Origin of the sequence: Gemmobacter aquaticus (assembly GCF_007859075.1) — a bacterium.
GTDB lineage: Bacteria > Pseudomonadota > Alphaproteobacteria > Rhodobacterales > Rhodobacteraceae > Gemmobacter > Gemmobacter aquaticus.
The window spans coordinates 1-17,478 of sequence record NZ_VOAK01000020.1 but is presented as its reverse complement, the minus strand read 5'-3'; the positions used below and the strand labels follow the sequence as shown (position 1 = coordinate 17,478).

At 62.8% G+C, this 17,478-nt stretch carries 16 protein-coding genes and 1 pseudogene; 13 read left to right on the top strand and 4 right to left on the bottom strand.

The features are described from left to right. The first annotated feature begins 32 nt into the window (after nt 1–32). On the top strand, nt 33–821 hold the full coding sequence (locus tag FQU74_RS09785) for an enoyl-ACP reductase FabI (protein ID WP_146286292.1): 789 nt from the start codon (nt 33–35) through the stop codon (nt 819–821). A 327-nt stretch (nt 822–1,148) separates the two neighbouring features. Here the strand turns inward: FQU74_RS09785 and FQU74_RS09780 are convergent, their stop codons facing one another. The 3 genes from FQU74_RS09780 to FQU74_RS09770 are packed head-to-tail and all read right to left on the bottom strand — an operon-like array spanning nt 1,149 to nt 4,020. Next, nucleotides 1,149–2,312: an MFS transporter gene (locus FQU74_RS09780; RefSeq protein WP_146286291.1), complete on the bottom strand. Its 1,164-nt coding sequence runs from the start codon at nt 2,310–2,312 to the stop codon at nt 1,149–1,151. After that, nucleotides 2,303–3,667: an FAD-dependent oxidoreductase gene (locus FQU74_RS09775; RefSeq protein ID WP_146286290.1), complete on the bottom strand. Its 1,365-nt coding sequence runs from the start codon at nt 3,665–3,667 to the stop codon at nt 2,303–2,305. The genes FQU74_RS09780 and FQU74_RS09775 overlap by 10 nt, the downstream gene beginning before the upstream one ends. Nucleotides 3,668–3,717: 50 nt before the next feature. After that, nucleotides 3,718–4,020 (bottom strand): ArsR/SmtB family transcription factor, encoded by a 303-nt coding sequence (locus FQU74_RS09770; protein ID WP_146286289.1) that lies wholly within the window; start codon nt 4,018–4,020, stop codon nt 3,718–3,720. Between the two features lie 223 nt (nt 4,021–4,243). Here FQU74_RS09770 and FQU74_RS09765 point away from each other — a divergent pair, with 223 nt between their 5' ends. From FQU74_RS09765 to FQU74_RS09710, 12 genes are all read left to right on the top strand, one after another. Beyond that, complete coding sequence (locus FQU74_RS09765; RefSeq protein WP_146286288.1) at nt 4,244–5,242, top strand: permease; 999 nt, start codon at nt 4,244–4,246, stop codon at nt 5,240–5,242. 12 nt (nt 5,243–5,254) lie between these two features. Then, nucleotides 5,255–5,482: a thioredoxin family protein gene (locus tag FQU74_RS09760; protein WP_146286287.1), complete on the top strand. Its 228-nt coding sequence runs from the start codon at nt 5,255–5,257 to the stop codon at nt 5,480–5,482. A gap of 316 nt (nt 5,483–5,798) precedes the next feature. After that, complete coding sequence (locus tag FQU74_RS09755; RefSeq protein ID WP_146286286.1) at nt 5,799–6,809, top strand: substrate-binding domain-containing protein; 1,011 nt, start codon at nt 5,799–5,801, stop codon at nt 6,807–6,809. A gap of 77 nt (nt 6,810–6,886) precedes the next feature. Further along, nucleotides 6,887–8,398, top strand: coding sequence for a sugar ABC transporter ATP-binding protein (locus tag FQU74_RS09750; RefSeq protein WP_146286285.1), 1,512 nt, complete (start codon nt 6,887–6,889; stop codon nt 8,396–8,398). 2 nt (nt 8,399–8,400) lie between these two features. Next, nucleotides 8,401–9,387, top strand: coding sequence for an ABC transporter permease (locus FQU74_RS09745; RefSeq protein ID WP_146286284.1), 987 nt, complete (start codon nt 8,401–8,403; stop codon nt 9,385–9,387). Beyond that, nucleotides 9,384–10,355 (top strand): sugar-binding transcriptional regulator, encoded by a 972-nt coding sequence (locus FQU74_RS09740; protein WP_146286283.1) that lies wholly within the window; start codon nt 9,384–9,386, stop codon nt 10,353–10,355. The genes FQU74_RS09745 and FQU74_RS09740 overlap by 4 nt, the downstream gene beginning before the upstream one ends. Then, nucleotides 10,352–11,344, top strand: a complete 993-nt coding sequence (locus FQU74_RS09735) for an aldo/keto reductase (RefSeq protein WP_146286282.1) — start codon at nt 10,352–10,354, stop codon at nt 11,342–11,344. Before FQU74_RS09740 ends, FQU74_RS09735 begins: the two co-directional genes overlap by 4 nt. A 60-nt stretch (nt 11,345–11,404) precedes the next feature. Then, nucleotides 11,405–13,087 (top strand): glycerol-3-phosphate dehydrogenase/oxidase, encoded by a 1,683-nt coding sequence (locus tag FQU74_RS09730; RefSeq protein WP_146286281.1) that lies wholly within the window; start codon nt 11,405–11,407, stop codon nt 13,085–13,087. Between the two features lie 25 nt (nt 13,088–13,112). Then, entirely contained in the window at nt 13,113–13,931 is an 819-nt protein-coding gene (locus FQU74_RS09725; RefSeq protein ID WP_206665014.1) for a class I fructose-bisphosphate aldolase, read from the top strand. Beyond that, a complete protein-coding gene (locus FQU74_RS09720) occupies nt 13,921–15,426 on the top strand; it encodes an FGGY-family carbohydrate kinase (protein ID WP_146286279.1) in 1,506 nt (501 codons plus the stop codon). Before FQU74_RS09725 ends, FQU74_RS09720 begins: the two co-directional genes overlap by 11 nt. Beyond that, on the top strand, nt 15,426–17,027 hold the full coding sequence (locus FQU74_RS09715; RefSeq protein WP_146286635.1) for a GMC family oxidoreductase: 1,602 nt from the start codon (nt 15,426–15,428) through the stop codon (nt 17,025–17,027). The genes FQU74_RS09720 and FQU74_RS09715 overlap by 1 nt, the downstream gene beginning before the upstream one ends. Further along, nucleotides 17,024–17,332 carry a putative quinol monooxygenase gene (locus FQU74_RS09710; protein ID WP_146286278.1) on the top strand — a complete coding sequence of 103 codons (309 nt, stop codon included), beginning with the start codon at nt 17,024–17,026 and terminating at the stop codon, nt 17,330–17,332. The genes FQU74_RS09715 and FQU74_RS09710 overlap by 4 nt, the downstream gene beginning before the upstream one ends. A gap of 21 nt (nt 17,333–17,353) precedes the next feature. Here the strand turns inward: FQU74_RS09710 and FQU74_RS09705 are convergent. Next, nucleotides 17,354–17,478: pseudogene (locus FQU74_RS09705) on the bottom strand (electron transfer flavoprotein subunit alpha/FixB family protein); the annotation flags it as partial.

The following is a 17,478-nucleotide window of genomic DNA, read 5'->3' as shown; positions in this document are numbered from 1 at the left end:
TGACACATAATTCTATTGCTGGGAGAGCCGGAATGGCCGGATGGATGGCAGGCAAGCGCGGGCTTGTGATGGGCGTCGCCAACGAAAAATCCATCGCCTGGGGTATCGCCAAGGCCTTGGCTGCCGAAGGCGCGGAGCTTGCGTTCTCCTATCAGGGCGAGGCGTTCGGCAAGCGGGTCGAGCCGCTCGCAGCCAGTGTGGGGTCGGATTTCCTCGTCGATGTCGACGTGACCAGCGATGAAAGCCTCGATGCCTGCTTTGGCGCACTGAAAGAGCGTTGGGGCAAGCTCGACTTTCTTGTGCATGCCATCGCGTTTTCCGACAAGAACGAGTTGACGGGGCGCTTCATCAACACCTCGCGTGGGAATTTCCGCAACTCGCTGGATATCTCGTGCTTCTCGTTCATCGATGTCAGCCGCCGCGCGGCAGAACTGATGCCCGATGGCGGCAGCCTGATCACCCTGACGTTCCAGGGATCAAACCGGGTAACCCCCAATTACAACGTCATGGGTGTGGCCAAAGCCGCACTGGAAAGCGCCACGCGCTATCTGGCAAACGACCTCGGCCCTCAGGGCATCCGCGTCAACGCCATCTCGCCCGGACCGATGAAGACGCTGGCCGGCGCTGCAATCGGCGGCGCGCGCGCGACCTATCGCCACACGGAAGCCAATGCCCCCCTGCGCAGCAATGCAACGCTCGACTGCATCGGCGGCACGGCGGTCTGGCTCTGCTCGGACCACGGTGCCTGCACGACGGGCGAGATTATCCTTGTGGATGGCGGATTCCACGTTCTGGGCATGCCCCAGGCCGAAAACATCTGACAACACACCACTTTACCTTCTTCCGAAGCCCGGCGTCGCAGATGGCGCCGGGCTTCGCAGTTCATTTTCGTTCGCGGCCTTGCCCTCGTGCGAAACACATCGCACAGTTAGGCATGATGATTTGATCGAATCTTGTTCGGTGGTGTAAAAGGTACGACAGTTCAGTGAAGCTGGTATCCCCAGTACCGCTTCACGGAAGCGAGGGTCGGGCGGGAAACCCCCGACCCTTTGCATGTCCGCTGCCTGCGCAAGTGCCACACCACGGGGGCCACCGCTGTCTCTCGGTCAAACCCGAGTTCGTACGGATCCTGATCAAGCCATTATCGCTCAGCGTCGCTTCAGCAGAAGAAGCGCCGCCATTGCCAAAATCCCAATCCCCGTTGTCAGCCAGACCGCCGAGAGGCCCCAGGCCGCCAATGCTGCGCCGAAGATCAGCGGTGCGGCCGATTGCACCGCACGGGCAGGCGCATTCAGCCAGCCAAGCCGTGCACCATAGCCCGCCGCCCCGAACAGCGCGAGCGGCAGTGTGCCCTTGGCGATGGTGAGTATCCCGTTCCCCGCCCCGTGCAGAACGGCAAAGGCATAGGCGGCCGGTCCGCCAAAGGCCATCAGGCACAGTGCAGCCATCGGATGCGCGGCGGCGGCGAGCCGGGCCGAGGCGAGCGGGTGGAAGCGGCGGAGCAGCCCGAACTCCAGCACCCGCGCCGCAACCTGCGCCGGGCCAATCAGGGCGCCCGCTGCAATCGCGACCGCAGGGGTCGCACCGGCAGCCTGCAGCAGTCCCGGCAGATGTGCCGCCATGGCGGTCGAATTGAACCAGGTTGCGGCAAATACGAAGGCCAGCAACCACAGAGCAAGGCGTGGCGGCGGCGGACCACCAGCTTCCGGGGCGGTGGGCAGCGCTGCAATCCGTTCGGCCCCCTTGGGCAAAAGTGCATTCAGCGGCAAGGCAAGGCACAGATGCAGCAACGCCCAGCCCGTGCAGGCCTCGCGCCAGCCCAGATGCGTCAGCATCATGCCCGACAGCGGCCACCCGACCGTGCTCGCAAATCCGGCGATCAGGGTGATGCCGGTCATGGGCCCTCGCGCCTCGCGCCCATAGATACCCGCAAGCGTGGCAAAAGCCGCCTCATAAAGCCCCATGCCCATAGCCAGCCCGATTACCGCCCAAGCGAGAAACAGAACTGCCGCCGATGGCGCGACGGCCAGCATAGCCAAACCGCAGGCGAAGACGAGGTTGGACAGCATCAGAATGCCGCGCCCGCCGATCCGGTCAATGCGTCCGCCCGCCCAAGGGCCGACCATGGCCGAGACCACCATCGCCATCGAGAACGCCCCGAAAACCCAAACCGGCGACAGGCCAAAGCTGGCCCCCATCGGTGCCGCAAGAACGGCAGGAAGGTAATAGCTTGAGGCCCAGCCGACAGTCTGGGCTGTCCCTAGCGCCATCACGATCCAGCCGCGCCGGGCCTGCGGCAATGTCAGCAGCATGCCGGGGTCTTGGCAGGTCCGGCCGTCCCGGCACATCCGTACCCGGAGGCGCCGTTGTCCCGTGCAGTCTCATCTGCGGCGCAGCAGGCATCGGCGTGCGCCACGGCAGGCCCACCGCAACAGCCGGACCCGACATCTGCGACCTGTGGTCCGGAGCCAGAGCAAACACCAGTTTCCGGCAACACAAGCTCAACACGCGCGGCGGCAGCGTGATCACCGGCAATGGCCGCGACGATGGAGCGGACCTGTTCATGCCCCGTCGCCAAAAGGAAGGTCGGCGCACGGCCATAGGACTTCATGCCGGCGATGTAGAATCCCGGCTCAGGATGGGCAAGCTCTGCCGCGCCGTGGGGTCGGACGGTGCCACAGGAATGCAGGTTGGGATCAATAAGCGGGGCCAGCGCGGGCGGAGATTCCAGCGCCGGATCCAGCGTCACGCGCAGTTCGCGCAGGATCGAAAGATCGGGCCGAAAGCCTGTCGCAATGATCAGTTCGTCCACCTCGACGCGGCGGCCGTCGGTCGAAATGGCGGCAAGCGGCGTCACGTCATCGATCGCCGACAGGTGAAATCCGGTTTCCAGCCGGACGCGCCCGCTTTGAACCAGCCGGGCTGTATCGCTGCCTAATGCGCCGCGCGCAGAAAGCTGATCGGCGGCCCCCCCGCCCAAGGCCCGCGCGATGCCCGCAGCCCTGCACAGCCAGATCGGGGACGCACCCGGCAAATCCGACAAGGCAATCAGCGTTCCGATCGCGGAATGACCACCTCCCAAAACGGCAACGCGCTTGCCTGCATAGCGCGCACGATCACGGCCCAGAACATCGGGCATTCCATAGCGGATGGCCGGGTGCCCCACCTCACCGGGAACGGGGCGCCCGGCACCGCCGGGGTTGGGCTGAAACCAGGTGCCGGTCGTATCGATGACCGCATCGGCGCGATGGCGCTCTGCCCCTGCGGCGCCCTCTGTCTCGATCACGAACGCAGCCGCTGCGCGCCCCGCGTCCTTGACCTTATCCACCCCGTCACGGGACACAGCCACCACCCGCCGACCCAGACGCAACCAAGGCCGCAGGGACAGGCCGAGCGGCACGAGGTAGTGATCGACCAGATCGGCACCTGTCGGATGTGCCCCATCGTCGGGCGGCGCCCAGCCGGTCGCCAGAAGCCGGCGCGCCGCTGCCGCATCGATGTTGTAGCGCCAGTTTGAAAACATCGGCACATGGCCCCATTCCCGCACCGCATGTCCAACCTCATCGCCCTGTTCAAGGATCAGCGGCTGCATCCCCCGCTCAAGCACATGGGCTGCCGCCGCGAGGCCAACCGGCCCAGCCCCGAGAATTGCCACGACCTTTTCCATCCCGTCCCCCTGTGATGAAAACAATGATATTTCGCACCAGAACGCCTGCGTCACGGCGCCGTGCAACAGGCATCCACACAGCATTCCGCTTGCAGATCGTCGATCAGCCCGCGCATGACGGGATAGTTGGTGCGGCAAATCAACGATGTGCCAACCCTCTCCTGATGGATGAGATCGACCTGCACAAGCGCACGGCAATGATGCGAAAGGGTCGAGCCGGGAATCCCCAGACTCTCTTGAATTCGCCCCATCGAAAGCCCTGCGTCACCTGCCCGGACGAGCAGCCGATAAAGCCGCAACCGCGTCGGATTGCCAAGCGCGGCAAGTCGTGAGGCTGCCTGATCAATATCCATGCGCCGACTCCATTTTCGATATTTCTAGTTTTATGGAAATTAAAGGTCAAGGGGGATGCCATCCAGACATCGGTGCATATTCCCGTGGCCCGGTTGACGCAGATCAACGCCGAGACGTCAGAGACATGCGCAGCTTCACCTGACCGAAAAAGGTGCAAAAGATGGCTACCAGCCGCATATTCGCGCGCCCCGAACAGGATGCTCTGGCCAAACCGGAGACTGCATGAACGTCTTTTCTGGGATGAACGACCAGTTCCTTCGCATGGTCTGGCTGGATGATCTGGTCCGGGCGGGCATCACCAGCCTTGGACTCGACCCCGCTTCGCGCATTGGCGGATCGGTGCAGTTCTTTGTCTATGATGTGATCAAGATCTTCATCCTGCTGTCGGTCCTGATCTTTGCGATCTCATATGTCCAAAGCCACTTCCCGCCCGAGCGGACCCGCGCGATCCTCGGAGGGCGCTCGGGGATTGGTGCGAACATCCTCGCCGCACTTCTGGGCACACTGACCCCCTTCTGTTCCTGTTCGTCGATCCCGCTGTTCATCGGGTTCACGGCAGCCGGATTGCCGCTGGCCGTGACGTTTTCCTTTCTGATCTCGTCCCCGTTGGTCGATCTGGCATCCGTGATCCTGCTGGCCTCCATCTTCAGCTGGCCGATCGCCTTGACCTATGTTGCGACAGGGCTTGTGGTCGCCGTCATTGGCGGCACGGTGATCGGGCGGCTGCAGATGGAAGATCAGGTGGCCACATTCGCCCGCGCCGCCCGAGTTGGCGCCGAGATCCCGCGCATGACCCGCACCGAGCGTCTGGCCTATGCCCGCGATCAGGTCGGCGACATCATCCACCGCGTCTGGCCCTATGTGCTGGTGGGCGTCGCCATTGGCGCGGCGATCCATAACTGGATCCCGGCAGAGGCGATCGCCACCCTTCTGGGGCAGGACAAGTGGTGGGCGGTTCCGGTTGCGACACTGATCGGTATTCCGATCTACGCCGATATCTTTGGCACGCTTCCGATTGCCGAGGCGCTGGTCGCCAAGGGCGTGGGTCTTGGCACGGTTCTCGCCTTCATGATGGCCGTCACGGCCCTCTCGCTGCCCTCGTTGATCATGCTGAAACGGGTGGTGCGACTGCCCCTTCTGTTCACCTTCGTCGGCGTTGTCACCCTTGGCATCCTTGCCATCGGCTTTCTGTTCAACGCCATCACCCCGCTTTTCGTCTGAAAAGGAGACGACATGATCATCAAGATCCTCGGTTCTGGCTGCAAGAAATGCCTGACGCTCGCCGAGAATGCGCGATCGGCAGCCGCCGCCGTCGGCAAGCAGGCCGAAATCGTCAAGGTGACCGACTTTGCCGAGATCGCAGCCTATGGCGTCATGTCCACACCTGGCCTCGTCATCGACGAGAGAGTCGTCTCGAGCGGCAAGGTGCTTAGCGCTGAAGAGATCGGGAAGCTGATCTGACGCATTATCTGTGAATGCCCACGGGGATGGTTACTGGCAGAAAATCCAGTGTCCGGTGACAGGCGTTATTTGCAGATCCGGTCCGCCGACTCATCGTCCATCAATGTCCCACCAAGGCTGCCTTCGGGCGGCCTTTTTTCATGCGGACACCGCCAGACAACCCCGATCTAATGAAATTAATTTCACTTTGTGATAGAAAAATAGAATGGCTTTGACCCAACGCTTCTTCGACTGCTATGTCGATTCTGCAATCTATTGCGAGACGCGCGACAAATTGCAGAATGGGCGCCAAGCCCCTCAAAAACGGGAGGAACAGATGAACAACCTGAAGGCACTTGTGCTCGGCGGCACCTCCGCCATCGCGATTTTGGGGGCAAGTCAGGCTGCCCTTGCACAGGACACACTGCGCTGTGAACCGGGCGAAACCTATGTGATGAACGTGATGGTCATGGGGCACCCCTATTGGGTTCCGGTGTTCCAGGGCTTCAAGCAGGCCGCCGAGGCTTTTGGCTGCGAGGCCGTGTTCTCGGGCACGCCCGACTACGACATCACCAAGCAGATCGCCTCGTTCGAGCAGGATCTGGTAACCAGCCCGAAGGGCATCCTGCTTCACCCGATGCAGGCGGACCCCTTCATCGATCCGATCAACCGCGCGGTCGATGCGGGGATCTCGGTCACGACCTTTGCTGCAGACTCGCCCAAGTCGAAGCGGACCGCCTACATCACCTCTGACAATCTGGCCGAGGCGAAATTCGCCGCCGAAGAGATCGTCAAGACCGTGGGCGACAGCGCGGAATATGCGGTGCTGGAAAACCCAGGCCAGTCGAACCACGACCTGCGCGTAACGGCGCTGATCGCCTATATGGAGAAGAACTACCCGAACATGAAGCTCGTCGGGCGGCAGGCCACTAACCAGGACCCGAACGCAGCGTTTACCGCCGTGTCTGCCATGCTTCAGGCCAACCCCAACCTTGCGGCGCTCTGGATCCCCGAGTCGGGTTCGGCCGAAGGGGCGGTTGCCGCTGCCAAGGCCGCCAGCAAGAAGCCCATGATCATCCACGCCGACATCTCGCCCACCACGCTGGAAGAGATCAAGGCCGGCAACATCCACATGGCGCTGAACCCGAACCAAGGGATTCAAGGGTTTGTCGGGTTCATGAACACCTTCCTCGGGGCACATCCCGACGCAATCGACCCGTTCAATGACTACAAGACCGCAGGCTACAACCCGATGCAGATCCCCTTCGTCGACAACGGCTTTGCCGTGATCACCAAAGAGAACGCCGAGAGCTTTGTTCTCGAGAAGTACATGGAAGGCCGGAACTGAATCCGCAGCCCCGCTGCGGACAGCAGCGGGGACCCTCGTCCGACCAGTCGCCCATCTCACATCAACCAATGGTCATCATGTCACCCGAGCCCCTGCTGCAGCTTCGCGATATCTCCAAGTCTTTCGGGGCGGTCCGTGCGCTACGCTCGGGGCAACTGGAGCTTCGGGCCGGTGAAATCCATGCACTTGCCGGCGAGAACGGTGCCGGGAAGTCCACACTGATGAACATTGTCGATGGCATCCTTCAGCCTGATGCCGGAGAGATCCTGATCGACGGTCAGCCCGTGAGCGTCGACAGCCCCGCTGTGGCGCAGGGGCTGGGCATCGGTTTCGTCCATCAGGAAATCGCGCTGTGCCCCGAGATTTCGGTGGCCGAGAATATCTTCATGGCCCGGACCGCACAGTCGCGGCGCAGGCTGATGGAGGGGCATGCACTCGTGACCGCCGCACAAGAAGTCCTCGCCCCCCTTGCCTACATTGACCCCAGACTTCCGGCGGGCGCGCTTTCCATCTCGCAGCAACAACTGGTCGAGATCGCCAAGGCGCTGACCTTGAACTGCCGGATCCTCATTTTTGACGAACCGACGGCTGCACTGACCGAACACGAGGCGCAAAAGCTGTTCTCGATCATGCGTGATCTGGCGGCACGGGGCATCGGCATCATCTACATCTCCCACCGCATGGCCGAAATCTTTGAGAATTGTCAGCGCGTTACGGTGATGCGCGACGGTCAGCACGTGATGACGGCCGATACATCCGACGTGACACCGGCCGATGTGGTCAATGCCATGGTGGGTCGCAAGCTCGATACACTCTACCCCCCCAAGCTATCAGGCCCTCGGCAGGCCGAGATTCTGCGCGTCGAGAACGCCTCTGGGCACTGTTTCAGGGATGTGTCCTTCTCGGTCTACCGGGGCGAGATCCTGGGCTTCGGGGGTCTGATCGGCGCGGGACGCACCGAGATCGCCCGCGGGATCACGCGGCTTGAGGGGGATGCCAAAGCCTGCGTTCACCTTGAAGGGGAGCCTGTCACCCTCAGGGACTATGCCGACTGCATCTCCAAAGGCGTGGTCTACCTGTCAGAGGACCGCAAGGGAGATGGCGTGTTTCTTGACCTCTCGATCGCGGCCAATGTCTCGGCGCTTGACCTGCGGCGCGTTGCGGGCAGGTTTGGCGTGATCGACAAGCGCCGCGAGGCCGGGATGGCGCAGGAGATCGGGGAAACCCTGCGCCTCAAAGCTGCAAGCATGGCCCACCGTGTGGCCAGCCTCTCGGGCGGCAACCAGCAGAAGGTCGCACTCGCCAAGCTTCTGGCCGTCCACCCCCGATTGATCTTTCTGGACGAGCCGACCCGCGGTGTCGACGTCGGCGCCAAGGCTGAAATCCATGCGATCCTGCGCAACCTCGCCGAACAGGGCGTGGGCATCGTGGTTATCTCGTCCGAGATGCCCGAACTGATCGGCCTGTGCGACCGCGTCCTTGTCGTCAGCGAGGGCTATCTGACGGGAGAGTTGTCCGGCGAAGACCTGACCGAAAAGAACATCATGACCCTTGCCGCACCCGGTGCAGGCGCAGGGAAAAGGACCTGAGGATGATTGCGACCACTCAACATCAATCGCTGCTTTCCCGACTCTTCGGGGCGCGTGAAACCGGGCTTGTGCTGATCATCATGGTGCTCTTTCTGGCCATGACATTCGCCTCGCCGCATTTTCTGACATGGACGAACATGCGCGCCATGGCGATGGCGTTCTCGGTCGAGGCCATCGTGGTGGTCGGCATGACGATCCTGCTGATTTCCGGCGGGATTGATCTTTCGGTGGGATCTGTCACGGCGCTTGCAATGGTGATCGCGGGGCTTTTGTTCCTTGCCGGGGTCAACCCCTGGATTGCCTCGCTGATCGCCATTGCCGCCTGTGCGGGGATAGGCGCAATCATGGGCTTCTTCGTGACGGTCGTGGGGTTGCACCACTTCATCGTCACGCTGGCCGCAATGGTCATCGCGCGGGGACTATGCCTGCTGGGCACAGGTGGGCGTCCCCTTGGGCTCTTTGAACTTCCCGACAGTTTCAAGTGGATCGGTATCGGCTCCATCGGCCCCATTCCCGTCGCAATCGTGGTCTTTCTGGTCACCGTTGTCGTCTTTGACTTCCTTTTACGGCGCACAACGGCCTTCCGGAAGGTTTTCTACACGGGAAGCAATGAACGCGCCGCCGCCTATTCGGGCATTCGCACCAAGCGTGTCCTGTTCCTGACGACCATGCTGTGCTCAACGCTTTGCGGTGTGGCCGGGATCATCTACATGGCCCGCTTCGGATCAGCACAACCGACCTTTGGGGTTGGAATGGAGCTGAACGTGATCGCCGCAGCAGTGATCGGCGGGGCAAGCCTCTCGGGCGGCAAAGGCTCGATCCTCGGCGCGATCCTCGGCGCGGTGCTTCTGTCGCTCGTCTCCTCGTCTCTCGCACTGCTCAACGTTTCGGTCTACTGGCAGGACATTATCCGCGGCTCCATCCTTCTGGCCGCCGTGACCTTTGACCATTACCTCGTGAAGCGCCGCGCCGCGGGAGGACGAGCATGACTGACGGGACCAATGACTTTGCAATTATGCGCCAGACCTATGCGGTTCTCGTGCGCCACTTCATCGAGGGGCACAAACAGGCGGAAATCGCCGACGAGATGAACCTCTCGACATCCAAGGTCAATCGGATCATCGCACTGGCCCGCCGTACCGGCATGGTCAAGATCAGCATCGAGACGCCCTTCCAGCGTTTGATGGAGCTTGAAAAGCAACTGATCGCTACCGGCCTTGTGAAAGCAGCAATCGTTTCGCCGACAGTTTCAGAGAACGACAACACCCGCCTGTCGCAGGTGGGTCTGGCAGCGGCCGCGCACCTGACAGAGACGTTGCGCGACGGAGATGTCTTGGGGATTTCGGGCGGGAAGGCCGTAGCTGCGGTGGTCGATGCGCTCACTGTCGAACGCCCGATCGACGTGCAGGTGGTTCCGCTGACAGGCGGGGTGCAGGGCAAATACCACACGGACGTCAATCATCTGGCCTCGCGCCTGGCAGAACGGCTGGGCGGGCAGTCGCTGCAACTTCACGCCCCGCTCTTTGCCGAGCGCGCCGAGCAGCGTGACATGCTGATGCAGATGGGCGCGGTGAAAGAGGTTCTGGATCTTGGGCGCCGCGCCACCACCTGCCTTGTCGGCGTCGGCTCGATCACGACGCCGGGGTCGTCCTACTTTGACTTGCACCCGCTCTCGGCCCCGGACCGGGCCATGCTTCCCGGACTTGGGGTCATGGCCGAATTCCTGGGCCATCTGGTGCATGATCGCGGTCAGGTTGCAAGGTTTGCGCTGAACCAGCGCCTTGTCGCCCTGCGCCCCGATGAGCTGCGCAATTGCGACCGCGTCATCGCTGTGGCTGCGGGCGAAGACAAGGTCGGGCCGCTGCGGTCCGTTCTGCGGGGCGGATACATCTCGACACTGGTCACCGATGAGGAGACCGCAAAAGACGTTCTGGAAATCAAGGGAGAGCCGGCATGAGCCAAATGCTGAAAAGGGAAATCGGCGGCACCGGCATTCAGGCTTCGGCCGTGGGGCTGGGCACTTGGGCGATCGGTGGGTGGATGTGGGGCGGCACGGATGACGCTGCCGCAGAGGACGCCATCCGCGCAGGCCTGGACGCAGGGATCACACTGATCGACACCGCCCCCGCCTATGGTCTGGGCCATGCCGAAGAGGTGGTTGGCCGCGCCATTGACGGGCGGCGCGACGGGGTGGTTCTGGCCACCAAATGCGGCCTTGTCTGGCATGAGCAGCGCGGGCCCTATTTCTTCACGCAGGCCGATCTGCCGGTACACCGCGACCTTTCCGGGGCGGCCATCCGACATGAGGTCGAACTGAGCCTGCGCCGTCTGCGAACCGATCGGATCGACCTCTACATCACCCACTGGCAGGACCCGTCAACCCCGATCGCCGAGACGGTAGACACCCTGAAAGCGTTGCAGGCCGAGGGAAAGATCCTTGCCTTTGCTGCCTCAAACACCAGTCCCGCGGATCTGAACGCCTATCAGCAGGCCGGCGGAATCGCGGCGGTTCAGGAAGAGTATTCAATGCTGTCCCGCCGCATCGAGGAGAGCCATCTGCCGGTCTGCCGAGAATCCGGTATCTCGGTCATGGGGTATTCGGTTCTGTCCCTTGGCCTTCTGTCGGGGCGCATCCCGGCAGACCGTGTCTTCACCGGTGACGATCAGCGCAAGAATGATCCGCGCTTTTCGGTCGAGAACCGGCTTCGGGTGGAAGAGGTGATGAAGACCGTTAGACCCATCGCCGAGGGACATGGCGCAAGCCCTGCCCAGATCGTTATCGCCTGGACGCTTGCCCAGCCGGGACTGACCTTCGCGCTTTGCGGCGCGCGCAATCCCGAACAAGCGCGAGAGAATGCGCGGGCCGGCGAACTGCAGCTCAGCGATAGCGAGGTCGCCGCCATCACCCAGGCTGTCGCCGCTAACCTGCCAATGACCCGTAGCTAAACTTCGACACCCGATCCGGATCTCAATGCTGCGGGGCGTGCCTCCGCAAACGGAGACGTCATGCCAATCTGCCGGCAAAACAAACTGGACCTGATCACGGCCGACCCCGCCTTTGACGCGGTCGTGGTCGGCGGCGGGATCAACGGGATCGGCGTATTCCGGGACCTCGCACTTCAGGGGCTGCGGGTGCTTCTGGTCGAAAAGGGCGATTTCTGTTCCGGCTGCTCATCGGCACCCTCGCGCATGATCCACGGCGGTTTGCGCTACCTGGAAAATGCCGAGGTCGGACTGGTGCGAGAGAGCCTTCAGGAGCGCGACCGCCTGCTTGAAAACGCCCCTCATATGGTGCGCCCCTTGCCGACGGTCATTCCGATATCGCATGTGTTTTCAGGTATTGCCAACGCGGCGCTTGGCCTGTTCGGGTTTACCGGTCGTCCCCGACCTCGTGGGGCTCTGCCCATCAAGATCGGCCTCGTCCTCTACGATGCCATCACCGGTCGACACCGCAAGCTTCCCCGGCATCGTTTCATGGGGCGCGGCGCGGCGCATGCGCGCTGGCCCGCCCTTCCCCCAGGCATACTGGCCGCAGCGACCTATCACGATGCCTGGATCACATATCCTGAACGGCTGGGCATCGAACTGATCAACGACGCCATCACCGCGTCACGGCAGGCGATTGCGCTGAACCATGCCGAGATACGGATGGAGGGCGGACGGCTGCTGCTGCGCGACGCCCCCACCGGCGCCCGGATCGAGGTCACTGCAAAGGTCATCGTCAACGCCACAGGGGCCTGGGTGGATCAGGCTGCCGAAACGCTTGGCGCGAGGCTGCAGAAGCGCATGGTGTCGGGCACCAAGGGATCGCACCTGATCCTCGACAATCCGGCGCTGATGCAGGCGCTTGGCGGCCACATGGCATATTTTGAACATGGCGACGGGCGGGTCTGCATCGTTTTTCCCTACCTCGGTCGCGTGCTTGCCGGATCAACGGACTTGCGCGTATCCGCCCCCGGACGCACGGCCTGCACGACCGAAGAGCGTGACTATATCCTCGGCGCACTGAGCGCCCTGTTCCCGACCATCCCGATCACACCGGAACAGATTGTCTACAGCTATTCCGGCATTCGCCCACTTCCGTTCAGCGATGCCGACTTTACCGGGCGCATCTCGCGTGGCCATTCTCTGCGGCGGCTTGACGGTCCCATCCCGCAGATCGGCATGATCGGCGGTAAATGGACTACCTACCGGGCCTTCGCCGAAGAGGCTGCGGATCTCGCTCTGATGGAGTTGGGCCGGAACCGCCTGCACAATACGCGCGACCTGCGCATCGGGGGTGGTGCAGGTTTCGACGCAACCACCCGGGATCGACTGGCTGCTGAATTCAAGCTGGGCGCCGAGCGCGCCAACCATCTGGTCGATCTCTATGGCGCGGGCGCATTCAGCGTCGCGCGGTTCTGTGCAGAGGGGCCGGATGCAGCGCTGCCCGGAACCCAACTGACCGGGCGCGAGGTGATCCGCTTCATGCGGGAAGAGCACGCCCTTCGTCTGGCTGATGTCCTTCAACGCCGCAGCCCCTGCGCGATCCGGGGTGAGCTGTCGTTGCCGCTGATTGACGCCGTCAGCCGGATCATGGCGCAAGAACTTGGCTGGTCCGACACCGAGCGCGCACAGGAAACGGCGCGCTTCCTCGACGACCTCAACACTTTCCATGGGGTCAGCCTGACCCCTCAAACGGGTGCATGACATGAAGATTTCCAGCAAGGCCAGAATGAACCGGCTATTCAAGAGTGGCGGCTGCCTTGACGTCGCCATTGACCATGGCGTCTGCAACGAACCAAGCTTCCTGAACGGGCTGGAGGATATGGGGCTTGTGGTCGATATGCTGGTCAATGCAGGCCCGGACGCGATCCAGATGTCCTACGGGCAAGCCGATCTGCTGCAATCGCGACCCGACCACGAAAAGCCGGCGCTCGTCATGCGTCTGGATATGGGCAATCCATACAATGCGTCACGCCATCGCGTCATGTGGGCCGAGTTGCAATGTGACGATCCCGTCCTGCCGGCAGTCGAGATGGACGCCGCCTGCGTGGTCGTCAATCTCTTCATGCTGCCAGACGAGCCTGACCTGTTCCGCCAATGTGTGCGCAACATCGCAAGGGTGCGGACAGATTGCACAAGATACGGAATGCCGCTGATGATCGAGCCGCTGGTCATGCTGCCCAATGACATACGCGGTGGGTATCAGGTGGATGGTGACGCAGAGAAGATCGTGACGCTTGTGCGCGTCGCAGCCGAAATGGGGGCGGACATCATCAAGGCTGACCCCACGACAAACGCCGACGACTTTCACAAGGTCATTGAGGCCGCGCGGGTTCCTGTTCTGGCACGTGGTGGCGGCAAGGAAGACTTGCGCATTGTGCTGGAGAAGTCCGCAGCCTTGATCGCGCAGGGTGCGCGCGGACTGGTCTATGGTCGCAACATCTATCAGCACGCCAACCCGCAGGCCGTTGTCGCAGCCCTGATGGCCATCATCCACGACCGCGCGAGTGGCGCCGAGGCATGGGAGATCTACAATCATGCAGGGTGATCTGATCCTGGGCATCGACATCGGCAACACGGTCGTCAAGGCTGTGCTCTTTGACGCAACCGGGCGGCAAGTTGCACGGCACGGTGTGGATGGAACCACGATCAAGCCCGCGCCCGGCATGGTCGAGCGCCCGGTGGCCGAATTGTGGCGCAATGCTTGCGCTGCGATCTCTGGTTGTCTGGCCTCTGCTGGCGTTGCGGCGGAACGCATCGTGGCCATCGGGCTCGCCGGTCACGGGAATGGCCTCTATCTTCTCGACAAGCAAGGCGCGCCGCTTCTGGGGATCCAGTCGCTCGACAGCCGTGCCGCGCAGCTTGCGACCGATCTGGCTGCCACACGGGGGGCTGCGCTTTACGACATCTGCCTTCAGCAGCCCTGGCCCTCGCAAACGCCGGTGCTTCTGGCCTGGCTCAAGGCCAACCAGCCCGAGACCTATTCCCGCGCCGGAACACTTTGTTTTGCGAAGGATATCATCGGGATGCACCTCACCGGCGCGCGGGCGACCGAGGTCTCCGACATGTCGGGCGCGGGGCTTCTGCGCCTGCCCGAGACGCAGTATGACGCAGAGCTTATGGCGATTTATGGCCTGGATGACGCCATGGATCTGCTGCCCCGGCTCTGCCAGCCGACTGACACTGTGGGCCTTGTCACATCAGAGGCTGCAAAGGTCACCGGCCTGCGCCCCGGTATTCCGGTGATTGCGGGGTATTTCGACGTCATCGCCTCGGCGCTCGGCTCTGGCGCCATCGGGGCCGGCGCAGCTTCGATCGTTCTGGGCAGCTGGTCGATCAATCAGGTTTTCACCAACCGCCCCTTGCACGACCCGCGCGTGTTCATGGCGACGGCCTTTGGTCCCGGCCAGTATTCCAGCATGGACAACAGCGCGACTTCGGCCGCCAATCTTGAATGGTATGTCCGCAGCTTTATCGAGCGGGGTGGGCACCACGATGATCCCTTTGGTCTGGTAAACCGGCTTGTCGGGCAAGGCGCGGTTGCGCCGGATGATCCGATGTTCCATCCCTTCCTCTACGGCGGACGCGATGGCGCCCATCAGCGCGGCGGCTTCTTCGGGCTTGCCGGATGGCATGATGAAGGCCACGTGCTGCGCGCTCTGTTCGAGGGCGTCTGTTTCGAGCATCGCCGCCACATCGATACCTTGCGGTCAGCGGGCGCCACGATCACTACGGTGATCCTCTCGGGTGGGGGAACACGCTCCGCCATCTGGCCGCAGATGATGGCAGATATCCTTGGCATGCCCGTCACGCTTGGCCAAGCCGAGGAAACCGGCGCGCTTGGCGGCGCGATTGCAGCGGTCGTCGGGATCGGCCGTTTTGCAACCGAGGCCGAGGCCGTCCTCGCGATGACCTCGGTCCGGGCACAGGTCCTCCCCGATCCGTCGAGCAAGGCAGTGTTTGACCGCCGCTTTTCGCTTTGGGCGCGCTTGGCATCCGCGCTCGACCCCTACTGGGAAGAACTCAGCGGGATGCGCCTATGATGAAGGACGAGGGCCAGTACGACTTTATCATCATCGGGGCTGGAACGGCGGGTTGCGTTCTGGCCAACCGGCTGACCGCCGACGGAAAGAACCGCGTGCTCCTGCTCGAGGCCGGCGGCTCGGACCGCTACCACTGGGTGCAGATACCCGTGGGTTATCTTTACTGCATCGGCAATCCGCGCACCGACTGGATGATGAAGACAGCCGCCGAGCCCGGATTGAACGGGCGCTCGCTGGCCTATCCACGCGGCAAGGTCCTGGGCGGATGCTCGTCGGTCAATGGTATGATCTACATGCGCGGCCAGGCCGCCGACTATGACCACTGGCGGCAATTGGGGAACGTCGGCTGGGGCTGGGAAGATGTGCTGCCCTATTTCCGCCGTTCTGAAAGCCACTGGGCCGGGGAAAGTGACCTGCATGGTGCCGGTGGCGAATGGCGGGTGGCCCGGCAAAGGTTGAGCTGGGAGATCCTGCGGGCTGTGCAGGAGGGCGCAAGGGAATTCGGCATCCTTCCCAGGGCAGATTTCAACGATGGCTCGAACGAAGGGTCAGGCTTCTTTGAGGTCAACCAGTCAAGCGGTCTGCGCTGGAGCAGCGCACGCGGCTTCCTGCGCCCCGCAATGCGACGAGGCAACCTGCGCGTCGTGACCCATGCACTCGTCTCGCGCATAGGCTGCGAAGGCGGACGGGCAACTGGCGTCGAATGGCGGGTCGGAAACCAGGCCTTCCATGCCATGGCCTCGGCCGAGGTCATCCTTTCGGCAGGCGCCGTGAACAGTCCAAAGCTGCTGGAACTGTCTGGCATCGGCCAGCCCGCGCGCCATGCCGCGATCGGAGTATCAACGGTTCATGCCCTGCCCGGCGTGGGCGAGAACCTGCAGGACCATCTACAGATCAGGACTGTGTTCAAGGTTCACGGCGCTCGCACCCTGAACGACATGGCCGGATCGCTGTGGGGCAAGGCAAGGATCGCCGCGCAATATGCGCTGACCAGATCGGGGCCGATGGCCATGGCGCCCAGCCAGTTCGGGATGTTTACCCGGTCGGGACCCGAGAAGGACACGCCCGACCTTGAATATCACGTCCAGCCCCTGTCGACCGACAGGCTGGGTGACCCACTGCATCCGTTTCCGGCCATCACGGTTTCGGTGTGCAACCTGCGCCCGACCTCGGTGGGCCATGTGCACGCCACGGGTCCCGATCCAGAGGTTCAGCCCGAGATTCGGCTGAATTACCTGTCGACCGAAGAGGACAAACGCATCGCCCTCGCCTCGATCCGGCAGGCCCGCAAGATCATGACGGCCAAAGCCCTGTCGCGCTATTCGCCGCAGGAATGGCTGCCCGGACCGGGCTTCGACACCGATGAGGCGCTGCTGCGGAAATCGGGCGACATCGCCACCACGATCTTTCACCCGGTCGGCACCTGCCGGATGGGCCATGATGCGATGGCGGTCGTCGATCCGGCCTTGCGGGTTCACGGCATGGCGGGGTTGCGCATTGTCGACGCCTCGGTGATGCCACGCATCGTTTCGGGCAATACCGCCTCACCGGTCGTGATGATCGCCGAGCGCGCCGCCGACTTGATCCGGGGCAAGGCGTGAACGGTGCAGCGCCTCTCCCCATTCTCGTCCTCGCGATCATCGACCTGCCCCGCGGGCATGAGGCCGAGGGGTTGCAGGCTGTGCACCGTCTGGCCGCGGCATCGCGCGCCGAGGCCGGATGCATGTCCTATCGGGTGCTAAGGTCAGTCCGCGCACCCGCCCGCGTGGTCATCCAAGAGGAATGGCGCGATGCCGCTGCCGTCGAAACACATCGCACGTCAGACCATGTCGCGATGTTCCGAAGCCATGCCACCGCATCCGGGATGGTTGTCTGGGCCAGCGGCTTTGACGTTGCCGACGGATGATACCAGCCTCAGCCCCAGACCTCACAGTTTCCCTGTGAGTTCCGGGACGGCGGTGAAGAGATCTGCGACGAGGCCGTAGTCTGCGACCTGGAAGATGGGGGCCTCTTCGTCCTTGTTGATGGCGACGATGACCTTGGAGTCCTTCA

What these genes read in the sequence shown, in the direction of transcription:
- FQU74_RS09725 (WP_206665014.1), top strand. Translation starts at nt 13,113, where the DNA reads ATGAACCGGCTATTCAAGAGTGGCGGCTGCCTTGACGTCGCCATTGAC.
- FQU74_RS09750 (WP_146286285.1), top strand. Translation starts at nt 6,887, where the DNA reads ATGTCACCCGAGCCCCTGCTGCAGCTTCGCGATATCTCCAAGTCTTTC.
- FQU74_RS09730 (WP_146286281.1), top strand. Translation starts at nt 11,405, where the DNA reads ATGCCAATCTGCCGGCAAAACAAACTGGACCTGATCACGGCCGACCCC.
- FQU74_RS09765 (WP_146286288.1), top strand. Translation starts at nt 4,244, where the DNA reads ATGAACGTCTTTTCTGGGATGAACGACCAGTTCCTTCGCATGGTCTGG.
- FQU74_RS09760 (WP_146286287.1), top strand. Translation starts at nt 5,255, where the DNA reads ATGATCATCAAGATCCTCGGTTCTGGCTGCAAGAAATGCCTGACGCTC.
- FQU74_RS09755 (WP_146286286.1), top strand. Translation starts at nt 5,799, where the DNA reads ATGAACAACCTGAAGGCACTTGTGCTCGGCGGCACCTCCGCCATCGCG.
- FQU74_RS09785 (WP_146286292.1), top strand. Translation starts at nt 33, where the DNA reads ATGGCCGGATGGATGGCAGGCAAGCGCGGGCTTGTGATGGGCGTCGCC.
- FQU74_RS09720 (WP_146286279.1), top strand. Translation starts at nt 13,921, where the DNA reads ATGCAGGGTGATCTGATCCTGGGCATCGACATCGGCAACACGGTCGTC.
- FQU74_RS09780 (WP_146286291.1), bottom strand. Translation starts at nt 2,312, where the DNA reads ATGCTGCTGACATTGCCGCAGGCCCGGCGCGGCTGGATCGTGATGGCG.
- FQU74_RS09715 (WP_146286635.1), top strand. Translation starts at nt 15,426, where the DNA reads ATGAAGGACGAGGGCCAGTACGACTTTATCATCATCGGGGCTGGAACG.
- FQU74_RS09735 (WP_146286282.1), top strand. Translation starts at nt 10,352, where the DNA reads ATGAGCCAAATGCTGAAAAGGGAAATCGGCGGCACCGGCATTCAGGCT.
- FQU74_RS09740 (WP_146286283.1), top strand. Translation starts at nt 9,384, where the DNA reads ATGACTGACGGGACCAATGACTTTGCAATTATGCGCCAGACCTATGCG.
- FQU74_RS09770 (WP_146286289.1), bottom strand. Translation starts at nt 4,020, where the DNA reads ATGGATATTGATCAGGCAGCCTCACGACTTGCCGCGCTTGGCAATCCG.
- FQU74_RS09775 (WP_146286290.1), bottom strand. Translation starts at nt 3,667, where the DNA reads ATGGAAAAGGTCGTGGCAATTCTCGGGGCTGGGCCGGTTGGCCTCGCG.
- FQU74_RS09745 (WP_146286284.1), top strand. Translation starts at nt 8,401, where the DNA reads ATGATTGCGACCACTCAACATCAATCGCTGCTTTCCCGACTCTTCGGG.